Genomic DNA, 16,801 nt, shown 5'->3' with positions numbered 1-16,801 from the left:
CGGTTTCTTCTATTTATGTTTCTATTTATAGAAACAAGAATAAAGGAGGATAAAATGTATTTCAAAGTTATCGGTATAAGTGAGCGAGATATAAGAATCAGTGAGTTTAAGTGGACAGAATTTCTAGGGAAGGATTGCATTGTTGGGAAAAAATATGGAAGCATTCTAAAATCAATACCAAATGTAAATATAAAATATTTGGAGGGGAAAGTTGAAATCAAATGGGGTTATAAGGGAGAAATATATTCTGGTACATTTGATGTAGACCAGGCAATGAAAATAGTTTCTCGCTATGCTGAGTTAAAGGAAGATGCTGAATTCGAGGCAGGAGAAGGAAACATGATGCGGGCAAAAGCTATAGGGCAGATCGCCAATAAGTTGTTAGCCGGTGTTTTAACAAAGTCTCAGGGGAAATATTCCAACAACGGACTTCTTGATGTTTATATAGATAAAAATGTAGATTTGATTAAATCAGGAATTACCACAAGTTTTCCTATATTGGAAAAAGTTATTAAGAAAACTGAAACCGGTATACTATTGGCAAGTAAAAAACATCAGGAAGCAAGGTTCAGACCGGGTAATGAATTGACTACCTACACAGGTGTCGATGAAAAAGGTATTCCTATTCAGGAAACATGGGGCGGTGGGGTAGCTACAATAAAAGAGGGTGATGTTATCCTGAAAAATGCCAGCCCCATAACCTATCCGGCAGGGCATATTCTGGCAGGTCAGCAAGTTAAAGGCTATTTTGATGAGAATAACAAATTTGTTGTCAATCAGAATAGCGGGCAGGAGAAACTTTACAATGAATATGTTTCAGACCAGAAGTTTGTAAAGGAGGCGTATGGAATTGATGCTGATACATCATGGAAATCGGGCTATAAGCTTGTTCCTAGTTATGCAATGAAAATACCTGAATCTATTAAAGATGATGTAATTATAAAGACACCCAACGCCGAGATCCACGTAAAAGCCGGTGATTATGTGATTTTAGATACAAAAAAAGGGCAGGTTATTTCCGTGCAGGGTATAGCCGGTGAATGGTTTGACAGTACCTATATAAATTTTCAACAATATCAAGAGCAGTTACAGCAGGCATCCGGCAAAAACCTAGATGCTGAAATGGAAGGAGTTATGAAAAAAGTTCAAAAAAATCAAAGATAAAATAAAGGAGTATTTATGAAAACCAAATTAATTAGCAATGTTATTGAAAAACAAACTTACAATAATGTTGGAGCGGATTGTTTTTACGCAACAGCAGTAAGGGCTTCATATTTCGGAAAATATTCGGCAGAATTTAATGATACGGAAAAGAGATTATTCGAAGAGATGGGTTTGTCCGAAAGAGATAGAAAAATCGCGAAAAATCTGTTTTATGATGACCAAGGGAATGCTCTGGACCGTGATTATCTTGGGCATATCTCCATGATTTTTCAGGATTTATATAGAGAATATAAACCGGAAATTTTTATGCAGTTGTCAGCTATCAGAATAATTATTGAGGTCCAAGACCGTCTGGAGGATTATCTGGGCAGATTATAAGCGATTTGTGGCGATTATTTATAGGAAGAAAGAGGAAGGAGTATGCTAAAGTGATTCGCTCAAAAAAACAAAAAGACAGGACAGGTGTTAATAACAAATTAATCAACTATCGTATCGGCGATATTATTTTGGCCGGTACACAACAGGATTTATTAGATAAGCTGGACCTTAGAATTGATTATGCTAAAAAATCCTGTAATTTTTATTTAACTAAATATCAGGAATTTAAAGAAAAAATAGATATTTTTAGAGGCTCTGATGGGTTGAATTCAAAAAATATAGAAGAATTTTATCAGGATTTTCTAAGGCCCTTCAAATTTTACAGTAACCAATATTATTTATCATCTGAGGAACTAAAACAATTAAATTCAACCAGATATCTTATAGGCAAATACCAAATCAATCAGGGTGAGCACATCACATTGAGCCAGGTACTTTCCAAGCATGAAATTGTTCAGAGCAAAGACACCGGCGAAAAATTGATCATAACAATAACTAATAAAGAACAAAGGAATTATGAAAAAGCTCTGGCAGTGGTTGAGGCATTTAATATACATTTATTGAAATTGTCAGCACTGGGCAATAAAAATGCAATTGAAGAATCCAGAGGTACCATATTTGAGAAATATGATAATGGTCTGCCTCATTTTGATATCAGGTCCTGGGAAATCGACAGTGAAAGGAGAAATATTATCAGATTTTATTTGGGAGAAATGAATTTGTCGGATAATGAGGTGAAAAATATAGAAAAATTTTTGTATGCAGAGGAATCGGCAGCCGAAACATATACTCTTTCCATACTTCCGGTTGTAAATCCGGAGCAACACATGGAAAAAAGCAAAATGCCCAGGCTCATAATGAAAGGTCAATTACCTCCCCATTGTCCTTAAGTTTGTCTTAAGTTACAATGTAGGTGATGAATAAAAAGATAAAAAAAATAGGTGTATTATCAGGTGGGTTTTCGTCTGAGCGTGAAGTATCCTTAAGATCAGGAAATAATGTTAGTAAAGCATTACAGGAACTGGGATATGATGTTATCAGAATAGACCCAAGACAGGACCAGATTCCTTCCGATATTGACTTCGCATTTATAGCTTTGCATGGACGCGGCGGCGAAGATGGATCAATCCAGGGTGTCCTGGAATGGCTGAAAATACCTTATTCCGGATCAGGGATTTGTGCCTCGGCTCTGGCCTGCAACAAAGTATTGACCAAGAAGGTACTCATTTATCACAATTTACCGACAGCGCCTTTTATAGAATTGAATAACGTCGAGGATCTTGATCTTGTTACAAAATTTCCACAGATTATTAAACCGACGCTTGAGGGTTCCAGTATTGGTGTAGCTATTATTGAGGACAAAAAGCAATTACTCACAGAATATAAACAGTTAAGTAAAGATTACACTCAGATATTTGTTGAGCAATATATAACCGGACGGGAGCTTACCGTCAGTATTCTCGGTGACGAAATTTTTCCGATCCTGGAACTGGTTCCCAAAAAAAGGTTCTACGATTATGAAGCCAAATATACCAAAGGTCTTACTGATTTCATTTTGCCTGCGCATTTAACTGAAAAAATCGAGAAAAATATTCGCGATATAGCGTTGGAAGCATATCGAGTAATAGGTTGCCGGGGCGCTGTTCGTGTGGATATGATACTAACCAATGACGGTACTCCATATATCCTCGAACTTAATACGATACCGGGAATGACAGATACAAGCGATCTTCCGGCTCAGGCAAAATCTGCGGGTATAAGTTTCCCGGAGCTGGTACAAAGGATAATCGATGCTACGTTCCAAATTTATTAGAAGATTACTCCTTTTTTTACTGCTATTTACGTTTATTTATTTAATTCTGGGTTATTCTCCGCTTTTCAAGATTAAAAAAGTAGTCGTCTCGGGTAACAAAATTGTAGATTCACAATGGATTATAGATGTGGCCTCAAATAATCACTTCGAGAATTTATTCCTTTTATCCAGGAGAAAAGCCCGGAAGGTACTGATAAATGAAATTCCTCAATTAAAGAAAATTAAATTCAGCAAGCACTGGTTTGAAAATTATTTAAAAATAAAAGTAGTGGAACGCTCACCTTTTGCGAGTATAATTTGTTACCCCAACAATTATCTGATTGATGAAGACGGAGTTATTATTAACATAAACAAAGACAAAAATGTAGTTTTTGTTTCAGAATACAGTAATTTACCAATAATCACAGGCATACCACCGGAAAGCATCAAAGGCCTAACCGTTCTGCCAACTGAATACAGTTCACTGATCAAGGGAACTTTAAAAATACTCATCCGTATTTTTAAGGACACAGGATTGAAATTTAATCTGACTAACCCCCAGGACATAAGGGTATTGACCAATGATTTGCTTGAAATAAAATTCGGTGATGAAAGAGATTTTAAGAAGAAGTTAAAAACATTGAAAACTCTGGTGAAAGCAATTTCGGAAAAAAACGAAAAGGTTGAGTATATTGATGTTCGTTACCCGGATTATCCGGTAGTAAAATATTTTAATCAATGAATATAAAGATCAATAAATCCTGGAGTTTATTTTTAGACAGGGATGGAGTAATTAATAAAAAGCTGGATAACGATTATGTGAAAAATTGGCAAGAGTTTAAGTTTTTACCTTATGTTAAAAGCAGCCTTGCTCAATTATCCCAGTTTTTTAAGTATATCATTGTTTTTTCAAATCAACAGGGTATAGGTAAGAATTTAATGACTTCAAAAGATTTGGCTAACATACATAAACAGATGACTGCCGCCATTTGCAAAGCAGGAGGCAGAATCGATAAAATTTATTTTTGTCCCCATGAAGCTTCCAGAAATTGCTTATGCCGAAAACCTGCTCTCGGTATGGCCTTACAAGCAAAGGAAGATTTCCCGGATATCGATTTCAGAAAGTCAATTATGGTAGGTGATTCGGAAATTGACATGAAGTTCGGCAAGGGTCTGGGGAGCAGGACTGTTTTTATTAATAAGAAGCAGGTAGCATCATCAGCCGATCACGTTGTAAAAAATCTTAGAGAATTTGCATCATTGATAATCCCAAAAAATAGTTTGTAGAATTTGTTAATCGTCACCTGCTGAGTTTTTTATGATATAATAGCTACATATGTTCAGCAAACTAAAAAAATCAATTAACAATTTCAAAGAACAGCTGCATTCTAAAAGAAAAATGATCTCCCAAAACATATTATTCGGTGTAGATATAGGGACTTCTTCGGTCAAAATAGTTATGGCTGAATTGTCCGGTCTTCATGATTTTCAGATAATAGATACAGTTGAAATCAGATACCTGAACAGCATGGATAAAAAAAAATATGATATTGATGTTATTAAAAATTCCTTGTTAACTGGTTTCAAGAGACTCGAAAATGAATATTCACTGGAACTGAAAACCAAAAAATGCCTGGTAGCTTTACCCTTCAATGCCTATTATAGCGAAGTACAGAGGATAAACCTGGTTATAAAAGAAAATATAGTCAAATATGAACATAAGCTGGAACTTATCAATAAAGCCAGGGAATTGTGCAGAAAAGGTGCGGTTCTGCACACGATACCGATAAGATATTTTATTGATGATCAGGAAATTAAAGACCCCGTCGGTAAAACCTGCGATGTATTGTCTATCGATGTTTTTTTAATATCATATGATGCTTATATTCATGAGCAGCTAAAAAATATGTTCAAAAGTATCTCTGTAAATACGGGCAGATTCATTGCGCCACCTTTGGCTTTTATTAACCTTTTCTTGAATTTGAACCCGAAAAATCGCACGGAGAAGTCTATTGTTGTTGATTTTGGAGCGGAATCAACTTATGTTTACGGTATTAATAACGGTTCTTTAACTTTTTTTTATAATTTTGGCCTGGGGAGCGAAATGGTAACCCGGGATATTGCCCAGGTATTAAATGTGCCGGTAACACTGGCTAAAAGACTAAAAGAGAACTATGTTGACCTTACCTGGGATCACTATGAGGAAAAGAAAACTATGGTGGAGGGTAGAGAATTGGATCTAAGTCTGCTTCAACAGGTAGCTTTTAGTCGGTTTGAAGAAATAATTGAGACTGTAGAAAAAAAAATAGAAGCAGACAATATCCTGCAAAATGTTGAGACTTTGATTTTACTAGGCAAGGGACACCCCAAAGGTTCAGCCCTTTATTTGAGTAATAAATGGCATTTACAGGAAAAAAGTCTCGAAACGGGTTATGATTCCAATATTAGTAATACCATCGGACTACTGCATTATTCTGTAAATAACGAAATTTTTTTGCCGCATGTATCGGGCAATAACAAAAGTTTGTTGTCCAAAGCGATGGTATGGATAGAAAATCTGTTTTGAAAGTTTATTATTTTATTCAGTATCTGATATTGAATATTCAGGGTAAAATGACTATTATTAATAATAGATATATATAGCAGGAAGGAATTGTTTTCTATATGTTAATAAAATTCGGTTATATTTTAAAATCCTCAAGAAAAGGGGCAAAATAATGAAAACAGAACTCAGTCAATATACAAATATCAAAGTTATTGGTGTTGGCGGAGGGGGAAATAACGCTGTTAACCGTATGATAGCTGCCGGGTTGGATGGAGTAGAGTTCTGGGCTTTAAATACAGACAGTCAGTCTTTACATAGTTCTCTTGCTGAAAATATTTTACAGATAGGTAAAGAAATAACCAAGGGATTAGGTGCAGGTGCAAATCCTTCTATCGGCTCCAAGGCAGCAGAAGAAAGCCTGGACGAGATTAAGGCATCTATAGAGGGTGCCGATATGGTTTTTATAACAGCTGGTATGGGTGGAGGTACTGGCACCGGAGCATCCGCAATTGTGGCCAAAGTGGCAAAACAAGCTGGCGCTCTAACAGTAGGTGTCGTCACCAAACCTTTTCGTTTTGAAGGCCCGGTTAGAATGAGACAGGCTGATGAAGGAATAAAATCTTTAAGAGATGAACTGGACGCATTAATTGTTATTCCCAATGACAAATTATTGCAGGTTATTGAGCAGACTACGTCATTAAAAGACGCGTTTATGATCGCGGATGATGTGTTGTTGCAGGGAGTACAAGGTATATCCAAACTGATTACAAATGTAGGATTGATCAATCTGGACTTTGCGGATGTTAAGACAATTATGAAAGACGCGGGGTCTGCAATGATGGGCATCGGCAAGAGTAGCGGTACGCATAGGGCCATTGAGGCAGCAGAAGCTGCTATTAGCAGCCCGTTGTTGGAAGAATCTATTACCGGAGCTACTGGAATTATCCTGAATATTGCCGGAGGTGAAGGGTTATCATTACATGAAGTTCATGAAGCTGCAAATGTAATCTATGAAGCTGTAGACCCCAACGCCAATGTTATACTGGGTATGGTTATTGATGAATCTTTAAATGAGGAAGTTGTGGTGACGGTTATTGCTACCGGATTTAAACCCAATGAGAAAAAAGATACCGATATTCCGGAAATCAATATCAAAAAGGATTCTCAATCTTTTGACAGCAGGAAAGAGCCGACCAGTATTGTAAAGCCCTTTGTTAGCATTGTGGAGGAAGACAAATCTCCGTCCGTGATACAGGACGTAGATAATGACCCTCTGGAACAGGATGATTTGGGTGATGATGACGATGATATCATTATTCCTACATTCCTCAGAAAAAGAAAAGTATAAAAGATGAAAAAAATACTGACATTTTTGTTGGTATTTACCAGCCTTCTTTTTCCGGTTTTAAAATTTAAAGATGTTCCAAATAATTACTGGGGCCAGGCTTATCTGCAGGAAGTCATGGACATGGGGGTTATGACTGGATATACCGATAATACATTTAGGGGTGAAAAAACAATCAGCCGCTATGACTTGGCAATTGTCCTTGCCAAGTATGATCGTTACATCCAGAATAAACTAAACCTGGTGCTCGTCAAAGCAGGTGAACAAAATGATAATAACGAAGATTATCTTATCAGTCAGGCCGCAACCTCCAAAGCAGAAACTGCAAATAAAGAAACTGACAATGAGGCAATTGAAGATGATATTTATGACCTGAAAAATGATGTCAAGTTTTTACAGCAGAAAATAGATTCACTAAAGCAAAAAAACACTGCTGACTTCAGGTTCTCATTATTTCATCATACTATTCTAAATAGTAATGCCAATGATGTGTTTGCCAATAATGCCAAACTTTCTTATCAAAATGATTTTTTAAAATTTAATATATTATTGAGTGATGTTACAGCGAATTCCAATTCTACAGACCTGGAAATTGCCATGAATGGTGATTTACCGTTGCCCTTCATAAATAACATTGGATTTAGTGTGAGCAAAGGACCAGGTGAAAGGATAAATCGTTATAATGAAGTAGTTAACGGTCTTTCTGACCGAATAAATCTATACACTTCTTTTTATATGCCATTAGATTTAGGATTGCAGTTCGGAAGCAATAATCAGAATATTTTTTCTTTGAGCAGTTCTTTCGGGTTTAACATGATGGAGTATGGTGTGGAACTAATCTGGGTTAAAAAGTATTTATTTCAGGACCGTCTGGCTAATTTGATAAAATCAAACGGTATACTAGCAAATAAGGACTTGTTTACTTTTAATATTAAATATAAAGATACAACATTTAAAAGCAAATGGAAACTGTCATCTTCTCCCGATAACTATTATTATATAGAACTAAGAGGTAGCAACGTTTCATTTATTGATTTCTATACGATAAAGTTATTGTCACTTGGAGACAACGCATATGATACACGATTTTCAGATAAATATACCGACCTTGGTGCTGTTGATACTTTTATGGCACCGGTTGAAAACAACAGCAATTATTTTTCAGTCAGGTTTGAAAAAATTATAGAAAAATTGGAAGGATATACCGAATTATCCAGCAAGGAACTGAATAGCATTAATTATTATCAAGCCAATATCGGGTGCTACATTCCTTACAACGAAATCATGAAATTTCAGTATGAAGCGAGGTACTCCACAAACTCAACAAACGTTAGAAATTTTGGTATTTTGTTTGGTATCCTTCTAAACATTTAATTTCCTTTATAATATTGTGTTTTTGGTTTTTTTATAATACTCTTTTTATTAGGAATTAATTTTTTCGGGGGAAAACTTTATGATCAGGAAATTGAAAGAATTATATAACAAAACAATATTAGGAAAAATTCTTTTTGCAATTCTCAGTGTACTTTGTATATTTTTTGTTATTGTTGGGCTTTTTTTCACAATTAACATTAAGGATATTCATAAAAAAGAGGCTTTGATTAGTAAGTCCATGGAAAATGACGCTATGGACCAGGAACGTAAGAGGCTGAAGAATCTGGTGGAAACAGCTTATACAACTCTGGATAATTTTTATAATAAATCAAAAGATATCAGGGAATTGGAAAAAAAGTATCAATCCAGATTAAAAAATGTAATTGATATTACGTATTCCGGGCTGGAAACACAATATGCGGATTACAAATCAAGAGGTTATTCAGATTCCAAAATAAAACCCTTGCTTATCAATTATATTAAAGGGTTGCGCTATGAAGGTGATCAATATATCTGGATCAACGATCTCAAGCCTGTTATGGTTATGCATCCGATAAAACCTGAAATGAACGGTATGGACCTTTCGGATTATAAGGACCCTAATGGTGTTTATTTATTTAATGATATGGTTAAGATTTGTAAAGAAAAAGGAGATGGCTTTGTTTCTTATATGTGGCCGAAACCGGGATTTGACAAACCTCAACCAAAACTGAGCTATGTAAAATTATTTCAACCGATGGGTTGGGTGATCGGGACTGGAGTTTATTTGGATTATACAGAAGAGAAAAACAAACAAGAGGCGCTGGAAGTACTAAAAAAGATGAGATATGGTGAAAATGATTACTTCTGGGTTAATGATATGTATCCCAGAATGATAATGCATCCTATTAAACCCGAAATGGATGGTCAGGATCTCACTGAATACAAAGATCCGAATGGTGTTTTATTATTCAAGGAAATGGTAAAGGTCTGTCAGCAAAAAGGTGACGGCTTTGTTTCTTACATGTGGCCGAAACCTGGATTTGATAAACCTCAACCGAAAATAAGCTATGTTAAATTATTCAAACCCTGGAACTGGATTATCGGTACAGGAGGATATGTAAATGATATTGAAGCAACTATTAAAATTCGCCAGGATGTTATCAATAAACAAATTCATAGGATTATTAATGTTATAGATATCGCCTTATTTTTATTAATATTAATTTTTATTGCCATGATCCCGATCATGAAGGTTTTAGTAGGCCGAATTACAAATCCGGTAAAAGAAATACAGAATAAAATGTTGGAATTATCCAATAAAAATTTTGTGGTAGATCATATAAAAGTTACAACTTTTGATGAAATAGGTCAAATTTCAGAGTCTTTTAACATTACTCTGGATGCTTTACGAAAAGTACTGCAGGAATTTAAAGATTCTGTAACTCAAGTAAGCGGTGAAAGTGTGGATCTTCTGGAGAGTTCTCAGGTAAGTCATGGCAATATAAATGAAATGAACAATGTAATAGATGAAAACGCTAAAAGCGCTGCTGAACAAACGCAGAATATCAAAGACGCAACCGGCCTTGTAAACGCAATCATGGAACAAGTTGATGCTTTAGCCGGAAATGCTGGAAAACAGCAAAATTCTGTAAAAACAACCGAAAATGAGATAAAGGATTTCATTGAAAATTTCAAAGGCATAATCACGATGTCCGATGACATTTATAATAACAGCGATAATGCGTTAAAAGATGCCAAGTCCGGTCAACAGATAATTCAGGATACGGTTTTATCGATTATTGAAATACAAAAAGTTGTTTTGGATAATTCCAAAAAAATGAGTGAATTGGGAAAAAATTCGGAAAAGATAGGTGAAATTATAAATACTATTAACGATATAGCATCACAGACAAATTTGTTAGCGTTGAATGCCGCAATAGAGGCGGCAAGAGCTGGTGAACATGGAAAAGGTTTCGCTGTGGTTGCTGATGAGGTGCGCAAGCTGGCGGAAAGGTCGGCAGAAGCCACACAGGAGATAGATGAATTACTTACTGGAATAAAAAAGGAAATCGGTGTTTCCGTTGCCACTATGGAAAACGCTTCCGGTAAGGTTACCAGGGGTGTAAAGTTTTCGGAACAATCCAAAGAAGCTATAGCACGTATTATAGGTTCTGTTGATGATAATGTGAAAAAAGCTAGGGATATTTCAGTCTCTTCAAAGAATATGACCACAAAAAGTGACCATGTTGTGAGTGTATTATACAATCTTTTGCAAATTATTGAAGAAGGTACGATCCTTATTGAAAATATTCAGGAAGCTTATAAGAATATTCAAGGTAGGATGAATAATATTTCCACGATTGCGGAAGCTTATTCAGCTTCTACTGAAGAAGCTACAGCATCCATACATCATATCAATTCATTTGTAAGAAAAACCGATGAAAGCGCTTCCTCGTTAATGAGCCTGGCGCAAAACCTGAATAGTCAGGTTAATGAATTTAAACTCTAGTTTTTTTATCTTTTACAGCTTTTACTTGAACTGAAAGCGGGCATCCGGAAAATCCGAATTGTTTCCTGAAGTTGGTGATAAAATGGCGAATAATGGCTGAATTAAAATATGTTGATTTATTTACATAAAGGTTCAGTTCAAAAGGTTTGACTTTGTCCTGTTTAATAAAGTAAATTTTCCCTCTTCCGGAATTTATAGCCGGATTTTTAGAGTATTTGATATATCGTTTGATAAATTCATTGAGCTGTTTTTGAGGTATCTTTTTTTTCGATTCCGTAAAAATTGTTTTAATTTTTTCATAAATATTATCAAGTCTTTTTTTAGTTATAGCCGAGATATAGAGAATAGGGGCGTATTGAATAAATTGCAGCTGATGATAAATGTATTCCGTATATTTTTCAGTAATTGTACTTTCTTTGGGTACAAGATCCCATTTGTTAACAATAATGAGCAGACATTTCCTGTTCTCTTCAATCAGACTGGCGATGTGTTTATCCTGATCGGTAATCTTTTCGGAAGCATCAAGAATCAGCAGAGCAATATCGCATTCATACAAAGAACGCAAAGTTCTTATGTAGCTGTAAAAATCTATATCTTTGGCATTTTTTGATTTCTTCTTAAGTCCGGCAGTATCAATAAATAAATAATTTTCTTTATTATGTTTCTTAAGATGGTCTGTGCTGTCTCTTGTAGTGCCGGGTATTTCGCTGACTATGGTTTTTTCCTGACCAAGTATGGCATTGATCATCGAAGATTTCCCTACATTCGGTCGGCCGACAATAGCTACTTTGATAGCATTGTCATTATCCAGCTTGTTTAATCCCTGATTGTAATCCGGCAGTGTTTTAAACGCTATTTCCAGTAAGTCGTCCATGCCTTTGGATGTTGTGGCGCTTACATTTAACAAGGTTTCAAAACCGCATTCATAGAATGTGGCGTTTTCGCTATCTGTTCTGGTAAGATCGGTTTTGTTCACTACCAGCAGAACTTTATTCTTCCATGGTTGTAAATAGCTGCTGATCACTTTGTCATAAGGAGTCAGTCCATCTCTGGCATCAACAAGAAAGAAGATAAGGTCGGACTCGACCACCGCCTGTTTAACTTTATGTTCGATAATCTGTTGGAAGTCTTTTAAGTGACTTGGAACCGTATCAGTATCCAAGGTCTTATCAAAAAAAACACCACCGCTATCTACCAGCAGATAGTTGTGATTTTCCCAATGCCCATATGAAAAGATCAGGTCTCTGGTAACACCAGGATAATCGAAGACAATTGATTTTTTAGAACCTGTTAAACGGTTAAATAATGTTGATTTGCCTACATTGGGCCTGCCCACAATAAGAAAAGTAGGTATCGACATTTTTATTTTTCATCTTCAGTCGAATTTTCCTGAGAATCTTCTTCTAAATTTTCTTCATTTTTGTCTTCAGAAACATTATCCAATATTTCCAAATCTTCCGCAGGTTCTTCAATTTCTTCCGCTTCGTCTGCGGCTTCTACCTCAGCGTTTTCATAGTATTCTTCCTCATCTTCTTCCAGCATCTGTTTTAAACTGAGGCCAATTTTTTGTTCTTCAGGAATTATACGGATAACCTTAACTTGTATTTTTTGGTTGATTTGAACAACATCTTCAACATTTTTTACATGTTTATGACTTAGTTCGGAAATATGAATGAGTCCTTCCAAACCGTGCTCTAGTTTGACAAATGCTCCGAAGGAGGTAATTCTGCTTATTGTTCCATTTACAGTGCTGCCGATGGGGTAAATTTCTTCTACCTTTTCCCAGGGGTCAGGGGTAAGCTGTTTAATGCCCAGGGATACTTTTTTGTTTTCTTTATCCACTCCCAGCACAAAAACGTCGATAATATCTCCAACTTTTAGTACATCTTCAACTTTATCAATTCTGTCCCAGCTGAGTTCAGATATATGTATCAGTCCTTCAATTCCGTTTATGTTTACAAAAGCACCGAAATCTTTTATGCTGGTTACTTTTCCTTTGACAACTTGACCGACTTCCAGGGTTTCAAAAGGGTCATTCGCAGGTCTGCTGTCTTTTTTATCTGATAATTTATTAGAAAAAATTATTTTTTTTCTTTTTTTATCGACTTCTACAAAGCAGGCATCCATTTTTTTATTTATTAAAGTATTAAGAGAATCGTTTTTATCACGATTTACAAGTGAAGAAGGAATAAATCCTTTTAATCCTTTGTAGTTTACAACCAGACCGCCTTTAACCGCATTAACAACAGTAACCTCTACGGTTTCCTTGAGTTTGTATGACTGATACGCTTCTTTCCAGGAAAGTTCCCATTCAGCTCTTTTAACAGAAAGCAGAGTGTAACCCTCTTTTGTTTCCAATTGCAGAATGGACAGATAAATAGTATCTCCAACTTTTAATGCAGACTTGGGAATTTCCGAACTTAATTCTTCATTGGCAACAAATCCTTCGCATTTATAATTAATATCTACGAACAAACCGGCTTTTTCAATTGAAAGTATTATACCTTTTATGATGTCCCCAACAGCATAATTTTTTAAAGCCATGCCATATAAATCGGCAGGCTTCCCATTTTTATCGTTTTCCGATTTTTCTTCGTTTGTTGCTTTGATTTCTATTTTTTTTGGTTTTGGTTCTACCATTTCTTCTTGTTTTACAGCAAATTGAGCTTCCAGTTTTGGAACGCTTTCTGTTTCATCAGCCTCAGCAGGTTTTTTAACTTCAATTTGCTGAGTGATTACTTTTTTCTCTTCTATTTTCGGTGTTGCCTCTTCTACAGAAGCTTTTAATTTTTTTTCAAAATCAGATTCTTCGCCCATGAGAGTACCACGAAGCGACATGTTAATTGGATTATCATTGCTAGAATAAGATTTTTTGTTATCACCGGGATATAATTCGGCAGATTTGGATTCCCCAAGTTTAGTACCTTTTAATTCATTATCCATCAAAATTCCTCCTTTATAATATATTGACAAGACCAGATAATATATAAGAATCAGGGTAATTTTACTATTAACCGGGGTAAATGGCAAATTGTAATACAGTTTCTCTTTTCTTTGTCATCGCCACAAAGAAAAGAGAGAAAAGAAAATGCTAGGCGCTATGCTGCAGAACCTTGAATTGTTGCAACTCATTGTGCTATCAGGCAAACTCGGCCTCCTGCCTCGATTGCCTTAACCCGTCTGTCCTGACGGGTTTACGCTCCATTCGTTGACAATTCTACGGCTCTTTCGCTATGCGCCGGAGGGAATACTGAAATTCTAAAATCCACTATAGAACTATTAAAAAGCAAACTTGTTATTTTTACTTACAGTATCATATAATTGGGTTCATGAGTGATGTAGTGTTTATTTTAGGCGCAGGAGCATCAAAGGAATGTGGCGCACCTTTAATGGCAGATTTTCTGGATACTGCTTTTGACTTGTGGAAAAGGAATGAAATACCTCAAGACAAAATAATTCATTTTGAAAAAGTTTATAAATCAATATCTGCTTTACAAAAAATTCATTCAAAATCCCAATTGGATATAAATAATATAGAAGCTATCTTTAATACTTTTGAAATGGGAAAAATAATAAGTAAACTACCCGGCACTGAAACATATGATGAGATTATTGGTCTTATAAATTCATTGAAGGAAGTCATTTATACAACATTAGAAAAAACGATAAAATTTAAAAGGAATGCTCAATATATTTTGCCATCTAAAGCATATGAAAGGTTTGTAAATCTAATTAAATTTTTGCGAGAAGAAACTCACCCAAAGAAATCTGTTTCAATAATAACATTTAATTACGATATCGCCTTAGATCATGCACTTTATTATGGTGGATTCGATATCGATTATTGTCTTGAAGATAAAAAAAAGTCTTTACAGAATACAATATCCTTATTAAAACTTCACGGTTCGCTAAATTGGGCTTTAGAAAAACAAAGCGGACAAATTATGCCATTCTATCTCAAAGATTATTTTGCTAATTATTCTATCCCAATAAGTACTATTGCCCCAGAGATAACTGCACCAATATGGACACATACATTGAAGTATTTTGATGGAAGAAAATTTCAAGTTGAGAGAGAGCCTGCTATTGTGCCACCTTCTTGGAATAAAACAGACTATCATAAAACTCTATCGAAAGTTTGGAATAAAGCAGCAAGAGAATTAGAAATGGCAGAGTATATATTTGTAATTGGGTATTCAATGCCTATTACAGATACGTTTTTTAAATTATTATATGCAATCGGTTCAACAGGTGATGTACCATTAAGAAAATTTTGTGTTTGCAATCCTGATAGTTCAGGAAAGACGGAAGAACGATATAGGGAAATGCTGGGTCCAGGTGCTATTGAAAGATTTAATTACGAAAACATTACTTTTTTTAATTCTATAGATATCATAAAAAACAGTTTTTCAAAAAAAAAGAATAATTAGTAATTTTTATTTTCCCTCTCTGCTGGTGGAGAGGGCTTGCCCGGCGTAGCCTTATGGCGTAGATGGGATGTCGCGTAGCGACAGGGTGAGGTATCCCTCTTTCCTTCAGGAGAGGGGTGGCCGTCAGGCCGGGGTGAGGCCTGGGGATGAGGTTCCTGCAACATTCAGATTAATCAAACGATAATTCATATATATCTATAAAAAGGATAAAAGTTGAATTTAAAAATAATTTCTGCCGGAACTAATCGTGGTGTGGCAAATTTAGCAAAGCTGGTTAATTGTTATAACCGGGCAATTCTATTTGATATCATGTTACATGTACTTGAACTTTCAACTGGTAAAAATAATGAACTTCAGGAGCTACAAAAAGCAGTCGAAGAACTTAATCAGCTCCTTTATCTGGCCCAGAGTTTAGATGAAATAGACAGAAGACGTCATTTATCTTTATCCGGAATGGTTAACGTGTTTTCCAAAGCTGTGGATTTTGAGGTAATCAATGATAAGATGCTGGATATTTATCTGCAAATTACCCTGCATCTTTTAAAAATCGGGAATCATCAATTATTATATTCATTCCTTAATCATTATAATTTTAAAAATTAAGTAATCTCCCAGCCATCCAATCATCTAACCTTCTACAAATGTTGACTGTTTTTTCACTGTCCCCTAAAATAGGCAAAGATTATGGCTCCTACATACAATCATCTGGAATTCGAAAAAAAATGGCAGGACAAGTGGGACGAAGCCAAAATTTATAAAACCGCAGAAGACCCTGCAGTTCCCAAGAATAAAAGATATTACATACTGGATATGTTTCCTTATCCATCTGGAGCGGGACTGCATGTAGGCCATCCGGAAGGCTATACAGCATCCGATATACTTGCCCGTTTTAAAAGAATGAACGGATTCAATGTTCTGCACCCGATGGGTTGGGACGCGTTTGGGCTTCCGGCCGAAAACTATGCCATGAAAACCGGGATACAACCCGCCATAAGTACAGCTAATAATATCAAAAATTTCAAAAGACAGATAAAAAGCATCGGTTTTTGTTATGACTGGGACAGGGAGATAAATACTACTGATCCTGATTATTATAAATGGACACAATGGATTTTTATTCAGCTCTTCAAAAAAGGTCTGGCTTATGAAGCCACATTTCCGATCAATTGGTGCCCATCATGTAAAACCGGATTAGCTAATGAAGAAGTAGCGGATGGTAAATGCGACAGATGTGGCGCAGAAGTCGGCAAAAAAAATCTCAGGCAGGGGATGCTTAAAATTA

General features: G+C 35.7%; 15 protein-coding genes. 13 read left to right on the top strand and 2 right to left on the bottom strand.

Annotated features, from left to right (window positions below):
* Nucleotides 1-54 precede the first annotated feature (54 nt).
* The 10 genes from PHV30_02245 to PHV30_02200 all read left to right on the top strand — a co-directional run bounded on the left by PHV30_02245 (nucleotide 55) and on the right by PHV30_02200 (nucleotide 11,089).
* Nucleotides 55-1,164, top strand: coding sequence for a hypothetical protein (locus tag PHV30_02245; GenBank protein MDD5455835.1), 1,110 nt, complete (start codon nucleotides 55-57; stop codon nucleotides 1,162-1,164).
* Nucleotides 1,165-1,179: 15 nt separating this feature from the next.
* Nucleotides 1,180-1,542, top strand: coding sequence for a hypothetical protein (locus PHV30_02240; protein ID MDD5455834.1), 363 nt, complete (start codon nucleotides 1,180-1,182; stop codon nucleotides 1,540-1,542).
* Between the two features lie 50 nt (nucleotides 1,543-1,592).
* On the top strand, nucleotides 1,593-2,432 hold the full coding sequence (locus PHV30_02235) for a hypothetical protein (protein ID MDD5455833.1): 840 nt from the start codon (nucleotides 1,593-1,595) through the stop codon (nucleotides 2,430-2,432).
* Between the two features lie 26 nt (nucleotides 2,433-2,458).
* Nucleotides 2,459-3,355, top strand: a complete 897-nt coding sequence (locus PHV30_02230) for a D-alanine--D-alanine ligase (GenBank protein MDD5455832.1) — start codon at nucleotides 2,459-2,461, stop codon at nucleotides 3,353-3,355.
* On the top strand, nucleotides 3,333-4,076 hold the full coding sequence (locus PHV30_02225; GenBank protein ID MDD5455831.1) for a cell division protein FtsQ/DivIB: 744 nt from the start codon (nucleotides 3,333-3,335) through the stop codon (nucleotides 4,074-4,076). The genes PHV30_02230 and PHV30_02225 overlap by 23 nt, the downstream gene beginning before the upstream one ends.
* A complete protein-coding gene (locus PHV30_02220; GenBank protein ID MDD5455830.1) occupies nucleotides 4,073-4,621 on the top strand; it encodes an HAD-IIIA family hydrolase in 549 nt (182 codons plus the stop codon). Before PHV30_02225 ends, PHV30_02220 begins: the two co-directional genes overlap by 4 nt.
* 49 nt (nucleotides 4,622-4,670) lie before the next feature.
* A complete protein-coding gene (locus PHV30_02215; protein ID MDD5455829.1) occupies nucleotides 4,671-5,900 on the top strand; it encodes a cell division FtsA domain-containing protein in 1,230 nt (409 codons plus the stop codon).
* A gap of 151 nt (nucleotides 5,901-6,051) precedes the next feature.
* The gene (gene ftsZ / locus PHV30_02210) at nucleotides 6,052-7,227 is read left to right on the top strand and encodes a cell division protein FtsZ (protein ID MDD5455828.1); all 1,176 of its coding nucleotides are present in this window, start codon (nucleotides 6,052-6,054) and stop codon (nucleotides 7,225-7,227) included.
* Between the two features lie 3 nt (nucleotides 7,228-7,230).
* Complete coding sequence (locus PHV30_02205) at nucleotides 7,231-8,598, top strand: S-layer homology domain-containing protein (protein ID MDD5455827.1); 1,368 nt, start codon at nucleotides 7,231-7,233, stop codon at nucleotides 8,596-8,598.
* A 79-nt stretch (nucleotides 8,599-8,677) separates the two neighbouring features.
* On the top strand, nucleotides 8,678-11,089 hold the full coding sequence (locus PHV30_02200; GenBank protein ID MDD5455826.1) for a cache domain-containing protein: 2,412 nt from the start codon (nucleotides 8,678-8,680) through the stop codon (nucleotides 11,087-11,089).
* On the opposite strand, the gene der is transcribed toward PHV30_02200, so the two are convergent.
* Nucleotides 11,079-12,449, bottom strand: a complete 1,371-nt coding sequence (der, locus tag PHV30_02195; GenBank protein MDD5455825.1) for a ribosome biogenesis GTPase Der — start codon at nucleotides 12,447-12,449, stop codon at nucleotides 11,079-11,081. The genes PHV30_02200 and der overlap by 11 nt on opposite strands.
* Nucleotides 12,450-12,451: 2 nt before the next feature.
* The gene (locus PHV30_02190) at nucleotides 12,452-14,032 is read right to left on the bottom strand and encodes a S1 RNA-binding domain-containing protein (GenBank protein ID MDD5455824.1); all 1,581 of its coding nucleotides are present in this window, start codon (nucleotides 14,030-14,032) and stop codon (nucleotides 12,452-12,454) included.
* Nucleotides 14,033-14,418: 386 nt separating this feature from the next.
* Here PHV30_02190 and PHV30_02185 point away from each other — a divergent pair, with 386 nt between their 5' ends.
* The 3 genes from PHV30_02185 to PHV30_02175 form a co-directional block, all read left to right on the top strand.
* Nucleotides 14,419-15,519 (top strand): hypothetical protein, encoded by a 1,101-nt coding sequence (locus PHV30_02185; protein ID MDD5455823.1) that lies wholly within the window; start codon nucleotides 14,419-14,421, stop codon nucleotides 15,517-15,519.
* Nucleotides 15,520-15,732: 213 nt separating this feature from the next.
* Entirely contained in the window at nucleotides 15,733-16,122 is a 390-nt protein-coding gene (locus PHV30_02180) for a hypothetical protein (protein ID MDD5455822.1), read from the top strand.
* A gap of 81 nt (nucleotides 16,123-16,203) precedes the next feature.
* Nucleotides 16,204-16,801: class I tRNA ligase family protein (locus PHV30_02175; protein MDD5455821.1), on the top strand; the 598-nt coding region annotated here is incomplete at its 3' end.

The sequence above is a fragment of the Candidatus Margulisiibacteriota bacterium genome (genome assembly GCA_028715625.1).
Taxonomy (GTDB): Bacteria; Margulisbacteria; Riflemargulisbacteria; order GWF2-35-9; family GWF2-35-9; genus JAQURL01.
This window is presented reverse-complemented; position numbering and strand designations above follow the sequence as displayed.

Coding starts and splice junctions, on each gene's coding strand:
- PHV30_02190 (MDD5455824.1), bottom strand. CDS start 14,032: ATGGATAATGAATTAAAAGGTACTAAACTTGGGGAATCCAAATCTGCC.
- PHV30_02215 (MDD5455829.1), top strand. CDS start 4,671: ATGTTCAGCAAACTAAAAAAATCAATTAACAATTTCAAAGAACAGCTG.
- ftsZ (MDD5455828.1), top strand. CDS start 6,052: ATGAAAACAGAACTCAGTCAATATACAAATATCAAAGTTATTGGTGTT.
- der (MDD5455825.1), bottom strand. CDS start 12,449: ATGTCGATACCTACTTTTCTTATTGTGGGCAGGCCCAATGTAGGCAAA.
- PHV30_02205 (MDD5455827.1), top strand. CDS start 7,231: ATGAAAAAAATACTGACATTTTTGTTGGTATTTACCAGCCTTCTTTTT.
- PHV30_02225 (MDD5455831.1), top strand. CDS start 3,333: ATGCTACGTTCCAAATTTATTAGAAGATTACTCCTTTTTTTACTGCTA.
- PHV30_02230 (MDD5455832.1), top strand. CDS start 2,459: ATGAATAAAAAGATAAAAAAAATAGGTGTATTATCAGGTGGGTTTTCG.
- PHV30_02245 (MDD5455835.1), top strand. CDS start 55: ATGTATTTCAAAGTTATCGGTATAAGTGAGCGAGATATAAGAATCAGT.
- PHV30_02185 (MDD5455823.1), top strand. CDS start 14,419: ATGAGTGATGTAGTGTTTATTTTAGGCGCAGGAGCATCAAAGGAATGT.
- PHV30_02220 (MDD5455830.1), top strand. CDS start 4,073: ATGAATATAAAGATCAATAAATCCTGGAGTTTATTTTTAGACAGGGAT.
- PHV30_02200 (MDD5455826.1), top strand. CDS start 8,678: ATGATCAGGAAATTGAAAGAATTATATAACAAAACAATATTAGGAAAA.
- PHV30_02240 (MDD5455834.1), top strand. CDS start 1,180: ATGAAAACCAAATTAATTAGCAATGTTATTGAAAAACAAACTTACAAT.